Here is a 23,267-nt window from a genome sequence, read left to right as displayed (position 1 = left end):
GCGAATAATTAGTTAAGGTCAAAGCCTCGGTCTATTAGTACTCGTGAGCTACATCCATTACTGAACTTCGACTTCGAGCCTATCAACGGGTGTTCTTCCCGTGACCTTACTTACTTAAAGTAAAAAGAATACTCATCTTGAGGTGGGCTTCCCACTTAGATGCTTTCAGCGGTTATCCACTCCGCACATAGCTACCCAGCGTTTACCGTTGGCACGATAACTGGTACACCAGCGGTGCGTCCTTCCCGGTCCTCTCGTACTAAGGAAGGCTCCTCTCAATATTCTAACGCCTGCACCGGATATGGACCGAACTGTCTCACGACGTTCTGAACCCAGCTCACGTACCGCTTTAATGGGCGAACAGCCCAACCCTTGGGACGTACTTCCGCCCCAGGTTGCGATGAGCCGACATCGAGGTGCCAAACCTCCCCGTCGATGTGGACTCTTGGGGGAGATCAGCCTGTTATCCCTAGAGTAACTTTTATCCGTTGAGCGACGGCCATTCCACTCTGCGCCGTCGGATCACTAAGACCTACTTTCGTACCTGCTCGAGATGTATCTCTTGCAGTCAAGCTCCCTTATTGCCTTTACACTCGCCGCACGATTTCCAACCGTGCTGAGGGAACCATTGCGCGCCTCCGTTACCTTTTGGGAGGCGACCGCCCCAGTCAAACTGCCCACCTGAAAATGTCCTCTGACCAGATTATGGTCATCAGTTAGAATCCTAGCTTCGCCAGAGTGGTATCTCACCGTTAGCTCCTATATCCCCACAAGGATATACTCTACGCTTCCCACCTATCCTGCGCAAGCCAAGCCCGGACCCAATTCCAGGATACAGTAAAGCTTCATAGGGTCTTTCTGTCCAGGTGCAGGTAGTCCGTATCTTCACAGACAATCCTATTTCGCCGAGTCTCTCTCCGAGACACCATCCAGATCGTTACGCCTTTCGTGCGGGTCGGAACTTACCCGACAAGGAATTTCGCTACCTTAGGACCGTTATAGTTACGGCCGCCGTTCACCGGGGCTTCAGTCGTCAGCTTCAAATATTTCTACCCTGACCAACTTCCTTAACCTTCCGGCACTGGGCAGGCGTCAGCCCCCATACTTCGTGATTACACTTCGCGGAGACCTGTGTTTTTGGTAAACAGTCGCCTGGATCTCTTCACTGCGACCCATATTGCTATGGGCACCCCTTCTTCCGAAGTTACGGGGCCATTTTGCCGAGTTCCTTAGAGAGAGTTATCTCGCGCCCCTTAGTTTACTCAACCTCCCCACCTGTGTCGGTTTCGGGTACGGGTAATTTATGCTTAACGTGCCACCGAGCTTTTCTTGGAAGCTAGATTATGCCACTTCCCCGCCGTAGCAGGTCGTACTCATGCCTCAACTCAAGACGTTTTCTCCGTCTCTCAACACCTCGACACTTAAACCGGTAACCAACATCCGGCTGACATTCACCTTCTCCGTCCCTCTGCACAAACATAAATTAGTACGGGATTATTCACCCGTTGTCCATCGACTACGGCGTTCGCCCTCGCCTTAGGACCCGACTAACCCAGAGTGGACGAACCTGCCTCTGGAACCCTTGGGGTTTCGGGGTATTGGATTCTCACCAATATTTGCGCTACTCAAGCCGACATTCTCACTTCTATAAAATCCACACCTGCTTGCCGCTAATGCTTCTCTTCTTATAGAACGCTCCCCTACCACTTGTACATAATACAAGTCCGCAGCTTCGGTACAACGTTTAGTCCCATTCATTTTCGGCGCAGGAGCGCTTGACCAGTGAGCTATTACGCACTCTTTCAAGGGTGGCTGCTTCTAGGCAAACCTCCTGGTTGTCTGTGCACTCCCACCTCCTTTGCCACTTAACGTTGATTTGGGGACCTTAGCTGGCGGTCTGGGCTGTTTCCCTCTTGACGATGAAGCTTATCCCCCACCGTCTTACTGGCTACATGTTCACTTGGTATTCTGAGTTTGTCTCGATTTGGTACCGGTCTCCCAGCCCGCACCGAAACAGTGCTTTACCCCCAAGCTATATTCGTAACCGCTGCGCCTAAACACATTTCGGGGAGAACCAGCTAGCTCCTGGCTCGATTGGCATTTCACCCCTAACCACACCTCATCCGCTGATTTTTCAACATCAGTCGGTGCGGACCTCCACTTGGTGTTACCCAAGCTTCATCCTGGACATGGTTAGATCGCCAGGGTTCGGGTCTATAAATACTGATTAACGCCCTTCTCAGACTCGGTTTCCCTTTGACTTCGCTACTTAATAGCTTAATCCACCAGTACCTATAAGTCGCCGGCTCATTCTTCAACAGGCACGCGGTCATCCGTTTAATCAGACTCCCACTGCTTGTAAGCTGACGGTTTCATGTTCTTTTTCACTCCCCTCCCGGGGTTCTTTTCACCTTTCCCTCGCGGTACTTGTTCTCTATCGGTCACGCAGTAGTATTTAGCCTTACGAGGTGGTCCTCGCTGATTCACATGGAATTTCTCGTGCTCCATGCTACTCGGGATTCAACTAGTATCTTTCAGCTTTCGACTACAAGACTCTCACTTTCTCTGGTGCATCTTTTCAATGCTTCGTCTAACCTTCCGATTCCATCTCGTTGTCCCACTACCCCACAATGCAAGCATTCTGGTTTAGGCTCTTCCCATTTCGCTCACCACTACTTTGGGAATCTCTTTTGATTTCTTTTCCTCTAGCTACTAAGATGTTTCAGTTCGCTAGGTTCGCTCTTTCCACCCTATATATTCAGGTGGCAGTATTCTGGGTTGCCCCATTCGGACATTTCCGGCTCAACGCTTGCTTCCAACTCCCCGGAACTTTTCGTAGGTAACCACGTCCTTCTTCGCCTCTGCGTGCCTAGGTATCCACCGTCAGCCCTTATTCCTTTGACCTTTTGTCTGTTTCCGATTTCACTCAATCACACTTGCGCGCTCTCAAGCTTCTCGTACTACCTACCTTTTTCGCTTCTATTATGCAGTTTTCATGGTTCTTTACTGAGTCATTACTCAGCATTCTAGCTCGCTTATTGCTCACTAAGGTGCTGAAATTTAACTCACAACTCATCACAAGTCATGTAGATGATTTGCAGTGGAGGTTAGCGGACTCGAACCGCTGACATCCTGCTTGCAAAGCAGGCGCTCTACCAACTGAGCTAAACCCCCTCACAACTCTTAAGATCTATCTCCGTCAATCAAAGCTCTTAACTCTAAGTCAACAGCTTGTACTGATTTTAACTCATCTCTTAAGTCGATTTTAGGTGGGCCATCCTGGACTCGAACCAGGGACCTCACCCTTATCAGGGGTGCGCTCTAACCACCTGAGCTAATAGCCCATTCCACCAGTTTCATCGAACCTAATTATAGTTTGAAAGCTTACACTTAGACGGCTGACCGACCTAGGAATGACCATCTTCATGTGAATCCTCTGGCTCTATTCATCCGAAGATTTATTGAACCTCATTCACTTCAAGTTGGGTAGGTCTCCCTAAAAGGAGGTGATCCAGCCACACCTTCCGGTACGGCTACCTTGTTACGACTTCACCCCAGTCACCAGTCTCGCCTTAGGCATCCCCCTCTGCAAGCAGTTAGGGTAACGACTTCGGGCACTACCAGCTTCCATGGTGTGACGGGCGGTGTGTACAAGGCCCGGGAACGAATTCACTGCAGTATGCTGACCTGCAATTACTAGCGATTCCTCCTTCATGCAGGCGAGTTGCAGCCTGCAATCTGAACTGAGCCACAGTTTCTGAGTTTCGCATCACATCGCTGTGTAGCTTCCCATTGTCTGTAGCATTGTAGTACGTGTGTAGCCCAGGACGTAAGGGGCATGCTGACTTGACGTCATCCCCACCTTCCTCCGGTTTGTCACCGGCAGTCTCCCTAGAGTTCCCAACTTAATGATGGCAACTAAGGACGAGGGTTGCGCTCGTTGCGGGACTTAACCCAACATCTCACGACACGAGCTGACGACAGCCATGCACCACCTGTGTTCCAGCTCCCTAAGGCACTCTCACCTTTCAGCAAGATTCTGGACATGTCAAGCCCTGGTAAGGTTCTTCGCGTTGCATCGAATTAAACCACATACTCCACCGCTTGTGCGGGCCCCCGTCAATTCCTTTGAGTTTCACACTTGCGTGCGTACTCCCCAGGCGGGATACTTAACGCGTTAGCTACGGCACTGTCCGGGTCGATACAGACAACGCCTAGTATCCATCGTTTACGGCTAGGACTACTGGGGTATCTAATCCCATTCGCTCCCCTAGCTTTCGTCCCTCAGTGTCAGTTACGGCCTAGCAAGGCGCTTTCGCCACCGGTGTTCTTCCCAATCTCTACGCATTTCACCGCTACACTGGGAATTCCCCTTGCCCCGAACGTACTCTAGTCTTATAGTTTCCATTGCCCTTATGAGGTTAAGCCTCACGCTTTAACAACAGACTTTTAAAACCACCTGCGGACGCTTTACGCCCAATCATTCCGGATAACGCTTGCATCCTCCGTATTACCGCGGCTGCTGGCACGGAGTTAGCCGATGCTTATTCCTCTAGTACCGTCATTATCTTCCTAGAGAAAAGAGGTTTACAACCCAAGAGCCTTCCTCCCTCACGCGGTATTGCTCCGTCAGGCTTTCGCCCATTGCGGAAAATTCCCCACTGCTGCCTCCCGTAGGAGTCTGGACCGTGTCTCAGTTCCAGTGTGGCTGATCGTCCTCTCAGACCAGCTACAGATCGTCGCCTAGGTGCGCTCTTACCACACCTACTAGCTAATCTGACGCAAGCTCTTCTCTAGGCAGCAAGCCTTTTACCTCCCGGCACATCCAGTATTAGCCACCGTTTCCAATGGTTGTCCTAGACCTAGAGCTAGATTCTCACGCGTTACTCACCCGTCCGCCACTAACACCCTAAAGTGCCCGTTCGACTTGCATGTGTTAAGCATACCGCCAGCGTTCATCCTGAGCCAGGATCAAACTCTCCGTTTTGTTAACTAAAGTAGTTCTTTTTAGCTCTTTTGACTGATTTTTTCCCTCAGTCTGGGTTATATCTTTACTTCACCCGACCAAGTGCTATATACTAGCTTCCAAATGCTTTCAAAGGTCTGGTTCGATTCCCTTCGAGCCTTGCGCTTTGCGCTCCGCTTTTCCGGCACTTATACATACTAGCGGAGCCTCCCTTCCCTGTCAACTCTTTTCCTTATTCTTTTTCTTTATCTCCTTTTTTTTGTTGCTACTTGGGCTTTCCGCGATTTGTTATGCGACCTTCAACCCTGCAAAGCTAATGGTGTTTGTCGCCGTGAGCCACAGTAATATAGTAAATTGTGGCTAGGTTTTGGAGAGCGCACATGAATTTTCAGTCGGTCATAGCAACATTGAATGACTTTTGGAGTAAGGGACTTAGTGAAAAACTAGGTACTGGATGCTTGATTGGTCAGTCTTACGATCTTGAGAAGGGTGCAGGAACAAAGAACCCTCATACTTTTCTAAGGGCTTTGGGACCAGAACCTTGGTCTGTGGCATATGTAGAGCCTTGCCGTCGTCCAACAGATGGACGTTATGGGGAAAATCCCAATCGCTTTCAACACTATTATCAGTATCAAGTTTTAATTAAACCTTCACCCAATAACATTCAAGAAATTTATTTGGATTCCCTGAGAGCTTTGGGAATTAACCCCGATGATCATGATATTCGATTTGTAGAAGATAACTGGGAAGATGCAACGGTAGGAGCTTGGGGTACTGGTTGGGAAGTTTGGTTGGATGGGATGGAAATTACCCAGTTTACCTACTTCCAACAGTGTGGAGGGATTGATTGTCGCCCAGTGTCGATTGAGATTACATACGGTTTAGAGCGACTGGCGATGTATTTGCAAGAAGTTGAGGCGATTACAGAAATTGATTGGACTGATGAAATTAAGTATGGTGATATTCATCTCCAAGGAGAAATTGAGCAATGTACTTATAATTTTGAAGTATCAAATCCAGATATGTTACTGATGCTGTTTAATTTGTATGAGCAAGAAGCTACACAGTTAACTGAGCGGGAATTGGTCTTACCAAGTTTAGACTATGTGATTAAGTGTTCGCACATGTTTAATTTATTGGATGCACGAGGTGTAATTTCTGTGACTGAGAGGACTAGATATATCGGCAGAATTAGGGCTTTGGCTCGAAAAGTGGCGCAGTTATATGTTGAACAGAGAGAAAAGTTGAACTTTCCACTATTAAAAAATTAAAGTTATGCCCTGGTGTTAAAGATTGAGCAGAAATCTTAGAAATATTTCTGTTTTTTAGTATTATGCTACACATTGAAATGGGTTTTTGTGTTTGATTTTTAGTGATCGCTTAATTTTAGCTTTCTAGGTCATAAAACTAAAATCTAGATATAAGCTTAGACGCATCTAAATGACATCTTTTGAAGTCTAAAATGCTTGCTATAAAGGTTTTGCGATTACAAACTAAGTGCGTTTTAGCTTAAATTGGGCTATGGTCTGGTAACACAAATGGAATATGCGTCCTATGAAAAGAGCCACACCCAAATGAATTTTGTTTCATAGAACCTTTGTGTTATTTAGATTAAGACCCGTACTAATGAGGGCGAACAGTTGTTCGCCCCTACTGTCCATCGTATTTTTTTTCAATTGGTATTAGAGTAAATTGTACTTAAAGCGTACAGATCAAGGGATTAAAAAGTCCCGAAACTTTTATCAATAAAGGCTTCTGCGGCAATTTTCCAGTTTTGCGATCGCTATTGAACTCAATCTCACTTTAAAAACATCTGAACTCGTATAGGAAGCATCTAAAATGCACTCTATCTTAAGTTAGAATTGGGAACTGGAAACAGTATCTTCGTTTTCATCATGAATCGCTTCATTTTCCCTACCGCTCAAAGCGAAAATACAGTAACTGTCTGTATTACCGATGTTCTTGGAGATAAATTCTGTGTTGTGTGCGAGGATGGCAAACGTGTTTATGAACACATTGCAGCAGTATTTAACGCTGGAAAAAGGGTTCGTTTATCATTTAAAAATGGGGAAGATATCACTTCTGCCTTTCTTGCAGAAGCATTTTTTCGATTGTATGCCAATTATCCGGAAGAATTAGTCGATACAAGCTTAAGTATTGCTGATGTAAATTCGGATGATGCAGCAGATATAGAATGTATTATTCAGGATGTTAAAGACTTCTTGAAAAATCCACAACGCTTCAGAGATGCTATAGTCGCCGTGATGGGAGAAGACTCGCTATAAGGTAATTATAAAGCATTCAGTCAGAAGACGCAGCAGAAGAGATTGAATATGACTAAGCAAGTCTACTCCATTGAGTCTTACCAATTTAACTCCCGCGATGGAGTATTGTTTGATGCGAATATCTGGATGTATATTTACGGTCCACCCAGTCATATTTCTTCACAGTATCGATATGCTTACACATCCGCATTACGCAGGATTCGTGGTGCGGGTTGTCCTATAGTGCTAGATGCTTTGGTACTGTCTGAATTTATCAATGCCTATGCACGGTTTTTCTATAACAAATTGCCCACTGGCAATAAACCAACTGATTATAAGTTATTTCGTAATAGTTCTCATTTTAAACCTGTTGCCGAACAAATTGCCCGTAGAGCTAGAAAAATATTAGAAAAATCTGAACCAACCAGAAGTAGATTCAATTCTGCGGAAATAGTTTCAATTTTGACTGAATATGCAGGTGGAGAAGCAGATTTTAATGACCAAGTTCTGGCAGAATTATGCCGGGCTGATAATTTGAAATTAGTAACCCATGATGCAGACTTTAGTGGTTCTAACCTGACAATTCTTACAGCTAATCCCAAGCTATTAATTGAGCAGTGAATAAATATTAAGTAGGTGGGTGTTGAAAATTGTCGTTATAACAAGGCAGTAGGCAGTTGGGGCAAGCGCAAAGATTTGGGGTGGCTGTGCCTAGGCTGTGTATTCTGATGGAATTTCCCCATTTTTATTCATACACTTTTGGTATTCATATACTGTGCGTTCGCTTATTTACGATCTACATATTTATCATAAATAATCTCTACGTAATATTACATAAATATTTTCTAAATTTTCGCCCTTCTTTGCATAGTTTTATGTGTTGACAGAAGATATGAACTTTGTGATTTAGAAAAATACCTATCCCATTATTAAGTTAAGTATCGGGGAAGGGTCTACTTTATGTAGTTGCAAAATGCTGTAAGTGTACTTAATAGTGTTGATAAAAATTTGATAGAAAATTCTAGTCATTTTTTATATTATTGATGAATTTTATCCATAAAAATCAATTTATAACTTCGGTAGATATTCGCTTTAATATCGCTAGATTTTACCTTTAGATTGAATATATAGCACTTCCCATTTGAATGAGATACAAATCAGCGTAATCAGGGCAAAAAAGTTACTCCGAAACCGAGAAGTAAGCCATGTCCTCGCGGTATTTTTGACCAAAAATTGTATTTAACTCAACTGAGAATCGCTATAGTTGCCCTCGGAAACTCAAACTTTTTTATGTGTGCTTACTTTTGGTTTTGTGAGGATTAAGTGAGGAAGATAGTTAGGGGTTGAGATGTGATGTTTCAAGAGTGCAACTATTTTAACCTTTATTTTGAGAATGGACACTAAACAATGAAACATAAATATCTGTGCTTAATATTTACTGCAATTTCATTTAACTTTACTTTATTTACAACTTCATCGTTTGCACAAACACCAACTCTACAACAAAATGATGAGACAACAGGCACAGTAAATTTTGAAAAATCTGTTTCTGTGGAAAATGAAGATGCAGCGAAGGTTGTAGATAATTCAGATAAAATCGTTCAAGCAGAAGCGGGAGAATCTATACAACAACCTCAAGCAAGTCCAAAATACAGAATTCCTATCCAAAGTCGAGTTTTTATGGCTCCAATTATGCAGCAATAGGGCTTCAAAAATGGATTCTTCACTTATTTCCCAAATTAATCTAAATAAGTGGGGAATTTTACAGGATATCCCATACTCCAAGTGTATGGGATGTTTCCACGATTACAGTAAGACTTTTTCGTAGCGCCTGCCTGCACTTTCCCAAGTGAATTCAGTTTCCACGTATTCCCTGGCATTTTGAGATAATTCACTGCGTAATTGTGGGTTTTCCAGTAATTGAGAGATAGCAGTGACGTATTCATCTTTATGATTAGCACGTAAAGCCCTTAGTGGCAGATTATTCGAGTCTACAGCTAATCCTTCTAAAGCGCGATCGCTTCCCACCACAGGTAGCCCTGCTGCCATTGCTTCTAAGGTCTTATTTTTAATCCCAAACCCTGTTCGTAAGGGAATTACAGAAATAATTGATTGGTGTAAGTAACCCACCATCGAATCCACTTTACCAGTTACAATGACCCCTGGTAAATTTTTTAATTCCAATACCTCTGGAGTTGGTCTTGCACCTACAATACTAAAGGTAATATCAGGATGGTGTTTCTGTAACTCTGGTAATATTTCAATCGCAAAAAAACGTGCTGCATCAATATTATGGGATGCATCCATTGCTCCAACAAAGCTAAGATTAGTTCCACCTGGATCATTAGAACGATAAGGAAATAATTCTAAATCAACTCCATTAGGAATTACTTCAATTTTAATATCCGGTCGTAGTTTAATAAATTCTTGACGGTCATCTTCGGTGGTGACAACAATAGAAGAGAACTTTGAGCTATATTTTTTTTCGTAGCGCTTTAAAATTAGAGCTAGAGATAACCTATCTCGGAGTGGATGGGGAGAAGCACCCATTTCTAAATGATCACGAGTCCACCCACAAACAGAACTATGAATATCAACAACCGTATTTACACGGTGACGAAATTCTGGTCTGATATATATTTCATTCACGCTATGTTCGCAGGTAATCACATCACATTTTCCCTCCCGTACGTAGCTGTCTACTAAGTCTTGAATTTCCGGAGAATAGCGATGCAAAACATTTACAGGAGTAGCTTTAGCCACTGATTCTATAAACCTCCCAGCTTTAGCAAACAATCCACTCATACCTTTTTGGGGAATGGGTTCCGCTGGTAAAGCAAAAATTAACAGATGACTCACCCATTTTTTTAATTCCTCGACATCAGCGTCTGTTACATCTTGATGGCGTTGTGTTAAGAGAGTAATATCATGACTGTGGCGTAGATATCTCAATAAATTAAAAGTTCTAATTTCTGTTCCCCCACGACTTGGAGGATAAGGAAATGTTGAGGAAAGCATGAGAATACGCATAATTAGCTTCTAATATTTTGGATAATTGATATTTTTATCACATCTAATCTATACTTACGGAATCTGAATATATCCGGCATAGATAGTTGAGGTTATAGATCAGTTTTAACACCTGATTCTCATTTTTGAGGATGTTGAAAATTTCTCAGTAAATACACTAATGAAAATATTAACTTCAATATTCATCTTATTTAGGAAGTTATACCATTTTGATATTAAGATGAGATCCATGTAATTAGCCTACGTAGGCAGCTATCCTGCGGGAAGTTCTAATGTCCGTGTAGCAACCGCCCGTCCAGACTTCAGCCTGAGGGTATTCTAAATTGAAAATTTCAGACCATTTAAAAGGATGGAAACTCTAAGGAATTAGAAACCTTTGACAGGATGGAGATTTGCAAATATCAATGAATACTGGATAATCGCAAGCATTTTCAAGAAGTGTTTATGCCTAAACAATTAAAATTTTTTTACCAACTTCTGTACTATACCTACTAAAATAAACTTAGGTACACATTCTACTTACTTAATGTTTTTGTTACCGGGTGCCCCGTGTAAATGCTAGAATCCTTATTTGAAAAGCTAGGAAAACTCGATGTCAGTCGTAGATAACTCAATCAAGTTTGGTACAGATGGATGGCGTGGTGTGATTGCGGATGAGTTTACATTTGAACGTGTGGCTCTTGTAGCACCAGTTGCAGCAAAAGTTCTATTGGATACATATGGGCAACAAACAGGTAGCCGAACAATTATTGTAGGTTATGACCGTCGGTTTATGTCTGAGGAATTTGCTCAGAAGGTAGCTGAGGTGGTTTCTGCGGCTGGGTTTGATGTGTTATTTAGTGAAATATTTGCCCCAACTCCGGCGTTTAGCTGGGCTGCTAAACAGGAGAATGCTTTGGGGGCTTTGGTAATTACAGCTAGTCATAATCCGGGAAAATACTCAGGCTTAAAAGTTAAAAGTGCTTTTGGTGGTTCTGTACCACAGGAAGTCACTAAGGAAATTGAAGCACAGCTATCAACTCCTGTAACACCGGCTAGTAAACCCGGCAAAATCGAGAGTTTTAATCCTTGGACTAGTTATTGTCAAGGTTTAACTAGTAAGGTTGATATCGGGAAGATTCGAGATGCGATCGCATCCGGGAAACTAACCCTATTTGCCGATGTGATGCATGGTGCAGCATCTGGTGGATTAGGAATGTTATTAGGGGATGGAGTTAGGGAAATTAATAGCGAAAGGGATCCTTTATTTGAAGGAGGTGCCCCAGAACCTTTACCCAAATATCTCTCAAAATTATTTGGGGTTATGAAGACTCACCGCGAACAAAATCCCAATAAATTAACAGTAGCATTAGTATTTGACGGCGACAGCGATCGCATTGCGGCTGTAGATGGTGCTGGTAATTTCCTCAGTTCCCAAGTTTTAATCCCTATCCTTATTGATCATTTAACTCTACGACGTGGTTTTACTGGGGAAATTGTTAAAACCGTCAGCGGTTCCGATTTGATGCCTCTAGTGGCAAAATTGCACAACTTGGAGATGTTTGAGACACCCGTAGGTTATAAATATATTGCCGACAGGATGTTAGATGCGAAAGTGCTACTAGGTGGTGAAGAATCCGGTGGTATTGGTTATGGTAGCCATATTCCGGAACGGGATGCACTGCTATCGGCTTTGTATGTATTGGAAGCTATGGTAGATTCTGGCTTAGATTTGGGCGAATATTACCGGGAACTGCAAACCAAAACCGGGTTCGATTCAGCCTATGATCGGATAGATTTACCCTTAGCAAGCATGGAAGTTCGAGCAAAATTACTCACGCAACTCCAACAGGAACCACTTAAGGAAATTGCTGGACAAGCAGTAATTAGCTGTCAGACAATTGATGGTTATAAGTACCGTCTTGCTGATCAACGTTGGTTGATGATTCGCTTTAGTGGAACTGAACCTGTACTTCGACTATATTGTGAAGCTGCAACCTTGGAAGATGTTCATAGTACGCTAGCTTGGGCAAAACAGTGGGCTGAAAAATAGGTAAAATTCAGTTATCAGGTATTAGTAAACAGTTATTACTCTTTACTGATTTTTGGTATGAGTTAAAGCCTCGATAATACTAGAAATTCTCTGATACCTGGTAACTGAGCAGAGGAAAGGTTGAATGAGTAGCGTTGTGATCAATCTAGAGCCGATTGCTCATCATTTAACCGATGAGCAATTTTATCAATTGTGTGTTGCTAATGGCGATTTAAACCTGGAAATGAGCGCAGCAGGAGAATTAATAATTTTGCCACCAGTAGGAGGAGAAAGCGGAAATCAAGAAGCAGATTTAATCACAGATTTGAATAATTGGAATCGTCAAGCAAAATTAGGAAAAGTTTTTAGTTCTTCAACTATCTTTATACTTCCAAATGCTGCAAAACGTTCTCCTGATGCAGCTTGGGTACAGTTGGAACGTTGGGAAGCCTTAACAATAGAACAGCGAAAGAAATTTCCGCCACTTATACCAGATTTTCTGATTGAACTACGCTCTGCAACTGATAGGCTTGTTTATATCCAAGATAAAATGCAGGAATACCAAGAAAATGGTTTGGGTTTGGGTTGGCTAATTAATCCTCAAGATAACCAAGTAGAAATATATCGACTTGGAAAACCTGTAGAAGTAATCCAAATGCCAGCGATTATTTCTGGAGAAAATGTTTTACCTGGATTTGAGTTGCAAGTATAGGCAGGATCGCATTCCACCTACAATTAATTTATCAACGGTAGTGAACACCCAAAAGTAGAGACTTTTAAATAATAACTAATGACTAAATTGGTAGTTGCCACTGGAAACCCAGGTAAATTAGGTGAAATGCAAGCTTACCTGGTTGATTCAGGTTGGGATTTAATTCTCAAACCCGAAGAATTAGATGTTGAAGAGACAGGTACAACGTTTGCGGAAAACGCCCAACTCAAAGCATCACAAGTTGCATTAGCTACAGGTAATTGGGCGATCGCAGATGATTCTGGATTGGCAGTAGATGCTTTAGATGGTGCCCCGGGAGTGTATTCTGCCCGCTATGGTGCCAATGATACTGAGCGAATAGCTAGGTTATTAAAAGAACTTGGTAATGAATCTAACCGTCAAGCAAAGTTTATTTGTGCCATTGCTATGGCTCGCCCTGATGGCGCGATCGCATTACAATCAGAAGGTGCTTGCTGTGGTGAAATTCTCTACGAACCTGCTGGAGAAGGGGGTTTTGGATACGATCCGATTTTTTATGTTCCCCAAGCTCAATTAACCTACGCACAAATGCCAAAAGATATCAAACGTTCAGTTAGTCATCGTGGTAAAGCTTTCGCGGTTCTATTGCAAAAATTAAAAACCTTACAGCCGTAAATCATAACTTTTTGAGGAGACGCGAGAATATTTATTTCTACATGTCTCCTAAGTGTTCTTTGATAACTAGTTAAACAGCTTCGGTATTCTTCTCACCAGTCCGAATTCGCACAACTTGCTCAACTGGCGAGATAAATATTTTACCATCACCAATTTCACCTGTACGAGCAGCAGCAATAATTTTATCTACTACCATATCCACTTGATTATCTTCAACCACAATCTCCACTTTCAGCTTTTGAAGAAACTCAACGGTATATTCTGAACCACGATAACGTTCTGTTTGACCCTTCTGACGACCAAAACCCCGAACTTCCGAAACTGTCATCCCGACAATCCCCGCATTTACCAGGGCAATTTTAACTTCATCTAGTTTGAAGGGACGAATAATCGCTTCGACTTTTCTCATTTGCTTGTTTCCTAACTTTGTAATAGCTTGGCTTATCTATCTAACCAGATTCGTTCACCTAAAGCTTTGAATAGCGAGACAATTCTCAATAAATCCGTATTATTCAAGCTGCAAAAGGCTTTCATAAGAGAGTATCGTACTCAAGTTAGCGCCAATTTGCATATTCAGCAACCTTATATTTGAGATTTGCTATTATCTTTAATCTATCATTATTTTGTATTTTCTGTTACAGAAAAAGGGCTATTCCCATCGCTTATCAAGGTTTTATGACTTCAACATCTTTTTTCAGAGATTTAATTGGTAAATGTTAATTATTCTTCGGGTTAACGACTACGAATTTCCAATAGTGGACGCACAACTAAATATCCAGCCCCAAAAGCGGTAATAATAATTAGAAAAATGCTAATCAACAATCGCCAGCCGTTAAGTTCGGCTGCGTCAGGGTGATGTTGGTAATCATAGCGAACTTCTTCCTCCTCAATATAGAAGGTTTCAGATATTGGTATGTAATTTGGTACAGTTCGAGGTTGCCGATTCTTTGAAGTTGGAGGCGTGGTAGGGGGACGATTAGAATTAGGAACTGACTTTTTGTCAGATGTACGTGTTTTTACAAAGTTGGAGGAAGTCTCTGTGGCGACTTTTTTGTTTTGACGCAAAATATCAACTGCGACTTGGGGGGAAAAATTCTCCCTTTCAGATGAAGAAACTAAATTTTGTAGACTTTCCACCGATTCCACAACTTTGTTAATTTCTCGCCGTAAAAGCTGGTTTTCTTGGACAAGTTGCTGATTAGTGGCACCGAGTTGATTTATTTTACCCTGTGCTGCTTGTAACTCATTTGCCAACTGACGATACACGGATAATGGAACAGATGCCGGATGGCTGGAATTGCTAGCAATATTCGGATTGGGTAGCGGATTTGTGACAGTTTGCATTAGTTATTGATTGCTAAATGATAGGTAATACAGATCACTAGAATATTATCAGTGATAATCGTTTATGGAGGATATGCCAAAGAATAGTAGAAAAGTGCGCAGAGAGCAAAGGTTTTGATCCCTTTTCTCAATATGAACATAGTTGGCACAGACATCAACTCAATTTTTGAAGTGGGTAAAAATGACCGACTGGTCCTTGACCTTTGCCAATATCTAATCCATATGTTAAAGCGTATGTCAAGTATTCCTTGGCATTTTTTACAGATGTTAAAAGGTTTTCATGGCGCGCTAAGTTGGATGCGATCGCTGCTGAGAGAGTACAGCCAGTTCCATGGGTGTTTTTTGTCTCAATTTGCTTAGTAGTTAAAACTTCTAGTCTTTCACCATCAAACCAAACATCGACCCCCCGTAATTCTCCCGACATTCCTCCACCTTTAACTAAAACCGTCTTCGCACTTAGTTTTTGTTGGATCATTTCAGCTGATAATTTCATTTCATCTAGGGAATTTATCTCCAAACCACTCAAAATTTGTGCTTCATAACGATTTGGTGTCACTAAGACAGCCAGAGGAATTAAAACCTCCCGTAAAGTCTGTATCGCTGCATCATCAATTAGCTGGGCACCAGTCCGGGAAACCATTACAGGATCTACAACTAAATTACGAATTTGTAACTTTTGTACCTGTTCAGCTACACACAAAATAATTTCTCGGTTTAACAACATTCCAGTTTTTGCCGCATCCACTCCAATATCTTCGACAACTGCTTCGATTTGAGCCGTCACCGCTTCAGGAGACATGGCATCAACCCGTCGCACACCTAGAGTATTTTGTGCTGTAATGCAAGTAACTGCACTGGTACCATGAACACAATGAAAGGCAAAAGTCCGCAAATCAGCCTGGATTCCTGCCCCACCACCACTATCAGAACCAGCAATTGTCATTGCCACGGGTACTTGAGATGCACTATCAGTTTTCATCGTATTTTCCGACTGAAATTCTTTATGTATGTATGATCTGATGAACGCGATCGCATGATTTAATCAGCCTTTGTTTTGTGGTGCGATCGCATAAACAAAATTAAACACCTACTTGATTTATAAGATTTCAAGTAGGTGTTATGTAAAAATGGAGCTTATGGGAATTGAACCCATGTCCGCAATAGGTATTTACTCCCGCATCATTCACAGGTTTAGCCTATCTGACCCTCTAGGCGGGAATCGTTCATTATCCCGAACGGCAGGATGCTTTGGTGAAGTCTTTACCAATTAGCCCACCAGAGAAAACTAACTAGTGCATCCGTTGGGGTTTGCCTCTAATCCTTAACGGAGTCAAACTAGAAGCGCTCGAACCTTTGAGGGGTTTGTTAGGCTGCTACTAGGGCATCCTTACGAGCAAATTTAACGATGTTGTTTGCATCTATTGTTTTGAGCCTTTATTAACGAGATGCGACTCCCTCTCGACCTGCATCAACGAGCAGCTTTCGCTACCACGTCGAAACCTTTAAAGCCCCATGCTTTGATATTCCTATTGTAGTACGATATTTCAAAAATTACCAGTTAAATCAGTTATCAGCTAAATCAGTTATCAGGGAACAGTTAATTTTACTGAGTTTGTCGGAACTAACTGTAGCAAAGGTAAAGTATCCAGTTATCAGTTTGAAGCAAGGATAAGTTTTATGAAGTATATTATCTTCCCTGTTCTCTGTCCCCTGATAACTGATAACTGATTTAATTCAGCGCTTCTGCACCACCAACAACCTCAAGTAGTTCTTGGGTAATAGCTGCTTGACGGGCTTTATTGTATCCCAATGTCAAAGAGTTAATTAATTCGGCTGCATTTTCACTGGCGTTGCTCATAGCCGTCATCCGGGCTGCAAGTTCGCTAGCTGCTGATTCCTGTAATGCTCTTAGTAATTGATTACTCAGGTACAAAGGTAACAATGAATCCAAAATCTGTACTGGATCTTGTTCAAAAATCATATCGCTAGGTAAAGCACGTACCTGACTTGTGACCTTTTCGCGGGAAACTTCAAATTGACCACCACGGGTAGTCAGGCGGAAAATTTCGTCATCTGCGGCTTCCAAACCTTGAGTATCTAAAGGTAATAAAGTTTGGACGACAGGACGTGAGCTTACCAAAGAAACAAACTTGGTATAAACAAGTTCAATCCGATCTACTTTTTCTGATAAAAACAGTGAAAGGAGTTCGTCGGCTATATTTCTAGCTTCTGAGGCTGTGGGGATTTGTTCTAAGCCTGTGTAAGTAGCATCAATTGAGAAGTCGCGGCGTTGAAAATACTGAATAGCTTTACGTCCGACTACAACCAATGTTGTATTTAAACCTTCCGCTTTGAGTTCTTTTGCCCGGTTTTCAGCACGTTTGATAATACCGGAGTTGTAACCACCACATAAGCCCCGATCGCCGGAAATTACCAACAACCCAACTGATTTGACTTCCCGTTTCTTTAGTAGGGGTAAATCAGCATCTTCAAACCGTAAGCGGCTTTGTAAACTATACAATACCTGTGCCAAACGGTCAGCAAATGGACGGGTAGAAATAACCTGCTCTTGAGCGCGACGTACTCGTGCAGCAGCAACCAAGCGCATTGCTTCGGTAATTTTTTTAGTATTCTTGACCGACTGAATGCGATCGCGGATTGATTTTAAGTTTGCCATAATCGTAAAAAGTCTTAAGTTCTAAGTCCTGAGTATTGGGTTCTGAGTACCAAAAAGCGCTGAATGCTAACATCCTCAGCACCCAGCACTTTCTACTCAGCACTAGTTATGCCGCGAAGTTTTTCTTGTATTCGGTGATACCTTCTTTCAAGGCTGCTTCTTCTGCATCACCCATTACTTTCGAGGCTTGAACTTTTTGTGAGTAAGCAGTTTTACTGCTGTTCAAGTATTCCCGTAGACCTTTGGTAAATTCGCCAACTTTTTCTACTGGAACATCATCTAAATAACCGTTGATGCCAGCGTATAAAATGGCAACTTGTTCTGATACAGATAAGGGGGAGTTTTGGGGTTGCTTGAGTAATTCCCGTAGACGCACACCACGCGCTAACTGATCTTGAGTAGCTTTATCCAAGTCGGAAGCGAACTGCGCGAATGCTTGGAGGTCATCAAACTGTGCTAATTCCAGTTTAATTTTACCTGCGACTTTCTTCATCGCTTTGGTTTGTGCTGCTGAACCCACACGGGATACAGAGATACCGGGGTTTACCGCTGGACGAATACCCGCATTAAATAGGTCAGAGGAAAGGAAAATCTGACCATCAGTAATGGAAATTACGTTGGTAGGAATATATGCCGATACGTCACCAGCTTGGGTTTCGATAATTGGTAGTGCGGTCATGCTGCCTGCACCCAATTCATCGCTGAGTTTAGCCGCACGTTCTAACAAACGAGAGTGAATGTAGAATACGTCGCCGGGGTAAGCTTCACGTCCGGGTGGACGACGGAGTAACAGCGACATTTGGCGGTAAGCTGCTGCTTGTTTAGATAAATCGTCGTAGATAATTAGGGTTGCTTTGCCTTTGTACATGAAGTACTCAGCAATTGCCGCACCACAATAAGGGGCTAGGTACTGGAGAGTTGCAGCATCAGAAGCGTTAGCTGCTACAACTACAGTGTAGTCCATTGCGCCTTTTTGTTGCAATGTCTGCACGACGTTAGCAACGGTGGATGCTTTTTGACCAATGGCAACATATACACATACTACATCTTCACCTTTTTGGTTAATGATGGTGTCGATAGCGATCGCTGTTTTGCCAGTTTGACGGTCTCCGATAATCAATTCTCGCTGACCCCGACCAACAGGAATCATGGAGTCGATAGCGGTGATACCAGTTTGCATTGGTTCGTGTACCGAACGACGAGCAATAATACCAGGTGCCATCGATTCAATCAAGCGGCTTTCATTGGTTTTGATTTCACCTTTGCCGTCGATAGCACGACCTAAAGCATCGACAACCCGTCCAATTAGGGCTTCACCTACAGGAACTTGGGCGATTTTACCAGTAGCAGTAACTGTGCTACCTTCCTGGATTTGGCGACCTTCACCTAAAAGTACGGTACCAACGTTATCTTCTTCTAAGTTGAAGGCGATGCCAACTGTACCATCTTCAAAATCCAGCAATTCCCCTGCCATAGCTTTTTCTAAGCCATAAACACGGGCAATACCGTCACCTACTTGGAGAACAGTACCAACGTTAGCAACTTTGACATCTTGGTCATATTGCTCGATTTGCTGCTGAATGATGCTGCTAATTTCGTCTGGTCTGATGGAAATGCTCATGTTTGTTTTTTGTTTCGAGGAGATTAGAGTAAATAGGTGTTGGGTATAAGGTTTTGGGCATTTTATTGGTCTGTAAATAAGTTGCCCTAATTCCTATTGCCCATTGCCAGTGCTATTAACTGCTCAGACGTAAAGAAAGACGACGTAGTTGACCGCGCAAACTCGCATCGATCACTTGGGAGCCAACTTTGATGATGACACCACCGATTAATTCGGTATCTACTTTCTTTTCTAGTTCTACTTCCCGAGCATTGGTCATAGCCATGACCTTTTCCTTTACGGCTTGCTCTTGGGTTTCGTTGAGGGGAACCGCAGAAACAACTTCAGCTAATACGGTTTGGTTCAACTGGCGAAGTATTGCTAGATATTGTTTACAAATTGCAGACAGTACTGAAATTCGCTTTTTATCTACCAACAGCATCAAGAAACTTCTAAAGAAGGCGTTGGTGTCGTCACCGAGAACGCGACCGATTAGTGCTTTTTTGTTTTCTGGCAAGATAAAAGGATTGTCAAAAAAATCACGTAGCTGTTGACTATCATTCAACAATGTCACTAAACTTCTAGCATCATTACCAAATGCTTCTGTGAGATTGTTGGATTGTGCTACGGTCATCAAAGCCTCTGCATAAGGCTGGGCTATTTCAGATGTTGCGATATCACTTTTCATTAACTTTCTCCCAGTAGCGCGATGCTGCGGTCAATTAATTGTTGTTGAGCATCACTGCTTATGCTACCTCGAAGTTGTGACTCGGCTTTTTGTAATGCCATTGCCACTACACGAGAACGCAATTGCGCGATCGCTTTGTCGCGTTCGGTGTTTAAATCCGCAGCCGCTGACTCTTTCAAACGCTGCACATCCACTACTGCTTTTGCTAAAATCGCCTCTTTCGCGTTTTTAGCGCTTTCTTCAGATGCTTGACGAATACGTTGTGCTTCTGCCTGAGCTTGGGTCAATTTTTCCTGTACCTGGGAGAGGGCACTCGCCGCCTCTTGAGCGCGTTGCTCTGCTTCCTGAATCGCCGCTGCAATCGCTGCTCTGCGCTCATTCAGGATGTTAGTCAAAAGCTTGCGCCCAAAGACAACCAGTACCCCAACCAAAATTGCCAAGTTAATGATATTGGTCTCAAATAGGTCTAGGTTTAGACCGAAACCATGAGTCGCGCCTTCTTCTGATAATTCAGAGTGCAAGGCGCTCGCCTCTGCCGCCAGTAATAAAAAAGTCCCCATTATAACCATCTACACTGAGCTGCTTAATTGCTGAATACATGAAAAATTCTCTTTTACAAGAGAAAAAGTGGTATTATTTACGCTTACTTTCCCAAAGCTTTTAGCTTTGACTTGAAAATACGCGTCGGTATCCCACATCGGGAGCAACGATAATCTAAACTAGATTCGCTCCCAAGAGTTTATCGAGAATTTGTTGGCTCAAGCTGTCTACCTGCTGCTCTAGTGAGTGCATGACTTCTTGCTTTTGCTGTTCAATCTCTTTAGATGCTTGTTCCCGTTGCCCTTGAGCTTCTTTTTGAGCTTCAGCAACTTGGGAGGCATATATTTTCTGAGCTTCTTCTGTCGCTGATGCCATCACCGCTTGAGACTGCTTACGAGCGTCAGCTAACTGTTGCTCATACTCTTTTGTCAATCGTTCTGCTTTATCCAAGCGTTCACGAGCGCTGAGTTTATTTCCTTGGATGTAGTTATCGCGTTCGTCCAATACTTTGGTCAGGGGTTTGTAAAAAATTGCATTTAACAAAGCTGCCAATAGCAGGAACTGCAACGCCATTACTGGTAAAGTTGCATTGAAATCAAACATTATTTTCCCTCTTTGGCTTGCACGTTAGTTTCCATAGGAAGCTAAATCATTCCTGAAGTTGCTTGCGGTAAATTGGAAATAATTTTAGGTATTTACCCTTAACTATCACCATAATTTTTGCCGCAGGCTGCAAACTTCAAAAAATCTCTCATATTTTTAAATCCCTCTGCCAATCAGGGATAGATCTTTTTTAAGTTAATGGTAGAGACGCATTAATACTGAAATGAATATTTGGTCTCAGGATAAACGCGCCTCTACTATTAACGAACCTTATGAGGCGAAGGGGTTAGCAAACAGTAATACTAGAGCGATAACCAAACCGTAGATGGTCAAAGATTCCATGAACGCCAAGGTCAACAGTAGAGTACCGCGAATTTTGCCTTCTGCTTCTGGCTGACGAGCAATACCTGATACTGCTTCACCGGCTGCGTTACCTTGACCGATACCAGGTCCAATTGCAGCTAAACCAATTGCGAGGGCAGCAGCGAGAACGGAAGCAGCAGCAACTAATGGATCCATTTTGATTTTCCTTACTTTTGACTACAAGACGAACGATTTCAAATTTGAAATTATGTAATTTGAGTTTTCGGATTGATACCCAATCTCAAATCACGAAGATTTTAGAAGTTAGATCAACTGAGGAAGTTAATGTTCCTCATGCCCTTCTTCGCCATGTCCTTCCATTGCCTCATGAATATAGGCTGCGGCTAGGGTGGCAAATACTAAAGCTTGAATGGCACTAGTAAATAAGCCTAATGCCATCACTGGCAAAGGAATAAATAAAGGTACTAGCAAAACTAGTACGCCGACCACTAGTTCATCCGCCAAAATGTTGCCAAATAGACGGAAGCTTAGGGAAAGGGGTTTGGTGAAATCTTCTAAAATTGCAATTGGTAATAGAATTGGTGTGGGTTCAATATACTTTTTAAAGTACCCGAGACCACGCTTACTAAAACCAGCATAGAAGTATGCTAAAGAGGTTAACAGCGCCAATGCTACCGTCGTATTGATGTCATTAGTTGGGGCTGCTAATTCTCCATCAGGGAGATGAATTAATCTCCAGGGAATTAAAGCACCTGACCAATTCGATACGAAGATAAACAAAAATAAAGTACCAATAAATGGTACCCAGGGGCGGTACTCTTTCTCACCAATCTGGTTTTTGGTTAAATCCCGAATAAATTCTAAGGCATATTCCATTAAGTTTTGGATGCCACTAGGAATTCTCTGGATATTTCTTGTGGCAGCTAAAGAAGCAATCACAAGTAAAGCAATCACAAACCACGAAGTCAAAAAGACTTGACCATGTAACTTGAGGCTACCTATTTGCCAGTAAAAGTGGTGCCCTACTTCCAATGCGGCTAGGGGAAAAGAATTAAAGGTGTTTAAGGCACTAAGCATTTGTATTCTTCAAGAACTTCCCCAAACAATTAGGATTGGAGGATTAGCTTGTGTTCTGCTGACCTAATTTCATTTAGATTCAGACAGAAACACTATTTGCAGCGTGTAGACGAGGAGCGTGGCTTTATAAGTTAAGAATCCCAGAAATATGGGTAAAACTGCCAGCTGATCCCACTGAGTTGCTATTATAATCAACCCAACGAACAGAGCAAGACGATTTTTACTCAAACGCTGCTTTTCTTGACCTAGCCTTTCAACATCTTTTGCTAGCATCTTCAAGTAAATCACACCCACGCATGACCCTAGCAAATAATTGAGGGCAATGTTTAGGGAGTAAGAAATCCACACAGAGATAAATACAATCCCTGTAATCACAAGTGTGACTACTATCAACCTTTGATAAAGCTGATAGAACTCTTCCATGGAGTTACCCGACTTTGCATCCTCAAAGCCAGTAGCTGATTCTTGTTGTGCGGGGGGTGTGGGTTCGATTGATTCGTCTGTTAAGCTCACAGGAATTGAAACCAGTACAGCTTACTTGTTGGCTGTACATTCAGCCAGTTGAATCATATCACGATCGAGTAACAATACTTTAGAAAAAAACAATCAACTTAATTGTTACCAACTATGAATGAAAATCAAAAAACGGCAGAGATTTTAATGTAATCAAGGAGAAATTAGGATTTGAAGTAAACGATTCCCCATCAAGGAAGTTACGCATAATATGCATACGTAGTATCTTACTTCCCCAGACCTTCCAAGATCTCGGTTGAAGCC

The 23,267-nt window shown here is 42.5% G+C and carries 19 protein-coding genes, 2 tRNA genes, 2 rRNA genes and 1 other RNA gene; 7 read left to right on the top strand and 17 right to left on the bottom strand.

Translation table 11 applies throughout. From position 1 onward, the window contains the following. Positions 1-14: 14 nt before the first annotated feature. From CAL6303_RS07740 to CAL6303_RS07725, 4 genes are all read right to left on the bottom strand, one after another. Positions 15-2,904 (bottom strand): 23S ribosomal RNA (locus tag CAL6303_RS07740). A 197-nt stretch (positions 2,905-3,101) separates the two neighbouring features. Then, positions 3,102-3,174 (bottom strand) — tRNA-Ala (locus tag CAL6303_RS07735). A gap of 96 nt (positions 3,175-3,270) precedes the next feature. Continuing rightward, positions 3,271-3,344 (bottom strand) — tRNA-Ile (locus CAL6303_RS07730). 155 nt (positions 3,345-3,499) lie between these two features. Further along, positions 3,500-4,987 (bottom strand): 16S ribosomal RNA (locus CAL6303_RS07725). Together the 16S and 23S rRNA genes with 2 tRNA genes alongside form the textbook arrangement of a ribosomal RNA operon. A 359-nt stretch (positions 4,988-5,346) precedes the next feature. Between CAL6303_RS07725 and glyQ the strand changes: the two genes are divergently transcribed. The 4 genes from glyQ to CAL6303_RS07705 all read left to right on the top strand — a co-directional run bounded on the left by glyQ (position 5,347) and on the right by CAL6303_RS07705 (position 8,934). Then, entirely contained in the window at positions 5,347-6,237 is an 891-nt protein-coding gene (gene glyQ / locus CAL6303_RS07720; RefSeq protein ID WP_015197284.1) for a glycine--tRNA ligase subunit alpha, read from the top strand. A 624-nt stretch (positions 6,238-6,861) separates the two neighbouring features. Further along, positions 6,862-7,251, top strand: coding sequence for an STAS-like domain-containing protein (locus CAL6303_RS07715; protein WP_015197283.1), 390 nt, complete (start codon positions 6,862-6,864; stop codon positions 7,249-7,251). Positions 7,252-7,299: 48 nt separating this feature from the next. After that, the gene (locus CAL6303_RS07710) at positions 7,300-7,851 is read left to right on the top strand and encodes a type II toxin-antitoxin system VapC family toxin (protein WP_015197282.1); all 552 of its coding nucleotides are present in this window, start codon (positions 7,300-7,302) and stop codon (positions 7,849-7,851) included. Positions 7,852-8,637: 786 nt separating this feature from the next. Next, the gene (locus tag CAL6303_RS07705; RefSeq protein ID WP_015197281.1) at positions 8,638-8,934 is read left to right on the top strand and encodes a hypothetical protein; all 297 of its coding nucleotides are present in this window, start codon (positions 8,638-8,640) and stop codon (positions 8,932-8,934) included. A gap of 102 nt (positions 8,935-9,036) precedes the next feature. Here CAL6303_RS07705 and CAL6303_RS07700 read toward each other — a convergent pair whose 3' ends face one another. Continuing rightward, positions 9,037-10,260, bottom strand: a complete 1,224-nt coding sequence (locus tag CAL6303_RS07700) for a glycosyltransferase family 4 protein (RefSeq protein ID WP_015197280.1) — start codon at positions 10,258-10,260, stop codon at positions 9,037-9,039. A 592-nt stretch (positions 10,261-10,852) separates the two neighbouring features. Here CAL6303_RS07700 and CAL6303_RS07695 point away from each other — a divergent pair. From CAL6303_RS07695 to rdgB, 3 genes are all read left to right on the top strand, one after another. After that, positions 10,853-12,292 carry a phosphoglucomutase/phosphomannomutase family protein gene (locus tag CAL6303_RS07695; protein WP_015197279.1) on the top strand — a complete coding sequence of 480 codons (1,440 nt, stop codon included), beginning with the start codon at positions 10,853-10,855 and terminating at the stop codon, positions 12,290-12,292. A 124-nt stretch (positions 12,293-12,416) separates the two neighbouring features. After that, positions 12,417-12,983 (top strand): Uma2 family endonuclease, encoded by a 567-nt coding sequence (locus CAL6303_RS07690; protein ID WP_015197278.1) that lies wholly within the window; start codon positions 12,417-12,419, stop codon positions 12,981-12,983. 78 nt (positions 12,984-13,061) lie between these two features. Beyond that, positions 13,062-13,637 (top strand): RdgB/HAM1 family non-canonical purine NTP pyrophosphatase, encoded by a 576-nt coding sequence (gene rdgB / locus CAL6303_RS07685; RefSeq protein WP_015197277.1) that lies wholly within the window; start codon positions 13,062-13,064, stop codon positions 13,635-13,637. A 70-nt stretch (positions 13,638-13,707) separates the two neighbouring features. Here the strand turns inward: rdgB and CAL6303_RS07680 are convergent, their stop codons facing one another. The 12 genes from CAL6303_RS07680 to CAL6303_RS07630 form a co-directional block, all read right to left on the bottom strand. Beyond that, a complete protein-coding gene (locus CAL6303_RS07680; protein ID WP_015197276.1) occupies positions 13,708-14,046 on the bottom strand; it encodes a P-II family nitrogen regulator in 339 nt (112 codons plus the stop codon). A 323-nt stretch (positions 14,047-14,369) separates the two neighbouring features. Then, positions 14,370-14,981: a hypothetical protein gene (locus CAL6303_RS07675; protein ID WP_015197275.1), complete on the bottom strand. Its 612-nt coding sequence runs from the start codon at positions 14,979-14,981 to the stop codon at positions 14,370-14,372. A gap of 154 nt (positions 14,982-15,135) precedes the next feature. After that, positions 15,136-15,960: a bifunctional hydroxymethylpyrimidine kinase/phosphomethylpyrimidine kinase gene (thiD, locus tag CAL6303_RS07670; protein ID WP_015197274.1), complete on the bottom strand. Its 825-nt coding sequence runs from the start codon at positions 15,958-15,960 to the stop codon at positions 15,136-15,138. Positions 15,961-16,106: 146 nt separating this feature from the next. Further along, positions 16,107-16,493: a transfer-messenger RNA gene (gene ssrA / locus CAL6303_RS28805) on the bottom strand. A 217-nt stretch (positions 16,494-16,710) separates the two neighbouring features. Then, positions 16,711-17,658 (bottom strand): F0F1 ATP synthase subunit gamma, encoded by a 948-nt coding sequence (locus CAL6303_RS07665; protein ID WP_015197273.1) that lies wholly within the window; start codon positions 17,656-17,658, stop codon positions 16,711-16,713. Positions 17,659-17,764: 106 nt separating this feature from the next. Then, positions 17,765-19,279: a F0F1 ATP synthase subunit alpha gene (atpA, locus tag CAL6303_RS07660; protein ID WP_015197272.1), complete on the bottom strand. Its 1,515-nt coding sequence runs from the start codon at positions 19,277-19,279 to the stop codon at positions 17,765-17,767. A 115-nt stretch (positions 19,280-19,394) separates the two neighbouring features. After that, a complete protein-coding gene (gene atpH / locus CAL6303_RS07655; RefSeq protein WP_015197271.1) occupies positions 19,395-19,946 on the bottom strand; it encodes an ATP synthase F1 subunit delta in 552 nt (183 codons plus the stop codon). Then, the gene (locus CAL6303_RS07650; RefSeq protein ID WP_015197270.1) at positions 19,946-20,515 is read right to left on the bottom strand and encodes a F0F1 ATP synthase subunit B; all 570 of its coding nucleotides are present in this window, start codon (positions 20,513-20,515) and stop codon (positions 19,946-19,948) included. Before CAL6303_RS07650 ends, atpH begins: the two co-directional genes overlap by 1 nt. A gap of 145 nt (positions 20,516-20,660) precedes the next feature. Further along, positions 20,661-21,089 carry a F0F1 ATP synthase subunit B' gene (locus CAL6303_RS07645; protein WP_015197269.1) on the bottom strand — a complete coding sequence of 143 codons (429 nt, stop codon included), beginning with the start codon at positions 21,087-21,089 and terminating at the stop codon, positions 20,661-20,663. A 270-nt stretch (positions 21,090-21,359) separates the two neighbouring features. Next, entirely contained in the window at positions 21,360-21,608 is a 249-nt protein-coding gene (gene atpE / locus CAL6303_RS07640; RefSeq protein ID WP_015197268.1) for an ATP synthase F0 subunit C, read from the bottom strand. Between the two features lie 126 nt (positions 21,609-21,734). After that, positions 21,735-22,496, bottom strand: a complete 762-nt coding sequence (atpB, locus tag CAL6303_RS07635; RefSeq protein ID WP_203225963.1) for a F0F1 ATP synthase subunit A — start codon at positions 22,494-22,496, stop codon at positions 21,735-21,737. Between the two features lie 63 nt (positions 22,497-22,559). Next, positions 22,560-23,003 carry an ATP synthase subunit I gene (locus CAL6303_RS07630; protein ID WP_015197266.1) on the bottom strand — a complete coding sequence of 148 codons (444 nt, stop codon included), beginning with the start codon at positions 23,001-23,003 and terminating at the stop codon, positions 22,560-22,562. Positions 23,004-23,267: the final 264 nt, after the last annotated feature.

This window comes from Calothrix sp. PCC 6303, assembly GCF_000317435.1.
Taxonomy (GTDB): domain Bacteria; phylum Cyanobacteriota; class Cyanobacteriia; order Cyanobacteriales; family Nostocaceae; genus PCC-6303.
The sequence above is the reverse complement of the archived record's forward strand: the minus strand, read 5'-3'. Positions and strand labels throughout refer to the sequence as shown.

Excerpts from the sequence above, each read along its gene's own strand:
- glyQ (WP_015197284.1), top strand. The coding sequence starts at position 5,347 with ATGAATTTTCAGTCGGTCATAGCAACATTGAATGACTTTTGGAGTAAG.
- CAL6303_RS07715 (WP_015197283.1), top strand. The coding sequence starts at position 6,862 with ATGAATCGCTTCATTTTCCCTACCGCTCAAAGCGAAAATACAGTAACT.
- CAL6303_RS07710 (WP_015197282.1), top strand. The coding sequence starts at position 7,300 with ATGACTAAGCAAGTCTACTCCATTGAGTCTTACCAATTTAACTCCCGC.
- CAL6303_RS07705 (WP_015197281.1), top strand. The coding sequence starts at position 8,638 with ATGAAACATAAATATCTGTGCTTAATATTTACTGCAATTTCATTTAAC.
- CAL6303_RS07700 (WP_015197280.1), bottom strand. The coding sequence starts at position 10,260 with ATGCGTATTCTCATGCTTTCCTCAACATTTCCTTATCCTCCAAGTCGT.
- CAL6303_RS07695 (WP_015197279.1), top strand. The coding sequence starts at position 10,853 with ATGTCAGTCGTAGATAACTCAATCAAGTTTGGTACAGATGGATGGCGT.
- CAL6303_RS07690 (WP_015197278.1), top strand. The coding sequence starts at position 12,417 with ATGAGTAGCGTTGTGATCAATCTAGAGCCGATTGCTCATCATTTAACC.
- rdgB (WP_015197277.1), top strand. The coding sequence starts at position 13,062 with ATGACTAAATTGGTAGTTGCCACTGGAAACCCAGGTAAATTAGGTGAA.
- CAL6303_RS07680 (WP_015197276.1), bottom strand. The coding sequence starts at position 14,046 with ATGAGAAAAGTCGAAGCGATTATTCGTCCCTTCAAACTAGATGAAGTT.
- CAL6303_RS07675 (WP_015197275.1), bottom strand. The coding sequence starts at position 14,981 with ATGCAAACTGTCACAAATCCGCTACCCAATCCGAATATTGCTAGCAAT.
- thiD (WP_015197274.1), bottom strand. The coding sequence starts at position 15,960 with ATGAAAACTGATAGTGCATCTCAAGTACCCGTGGCAATGACAATTGCT.
- CAL6303_RS07665 (WP_015197273.1), bottom strand. The coding sequence starts at position 17,658 with ATGGCAAACTTAAAATCAATCCGCGATCGCATTCAGTCGGTCAAGAAT.
- atpA (WP_015197272.1), bottom strand. The coding sequence starts at position 19,279 with ATGAGCATTTCCATCAGACCAGACGAAATTAGCAGCATCATTCAGCAG.
- atpH (WP_015197271.1), bottom strand. The coding sequence starts at position 19,946 with ATGAAAAGTGATATCGCAACATCTGAAATAGCCCAGCCTTATGCAGAG.
- CAL6303_RS07650 (WP_015197270.1), bottom strand. The coding sequence starts at position 20,515 with ATGGTTATAATGGGGACTTTTTTATTACTGGCGGCAGAGGCGAGCGCC.
- CAL6303_RS07645 (WP_015197269.1), bottom strand. The coding sequence starts at position 21,089 with ATGTTTGATTTCAATGCAACTTTACCAGTAATGGCGTTGCAGTTCCTG.
- atpE (WP_015197268.1), bottom strand. The coding sequence starts at position 21,608 with ATGGATCCATTAGTTGCTGCTGCTTCCGTTCTCGCTGCTGCCCTCGCA.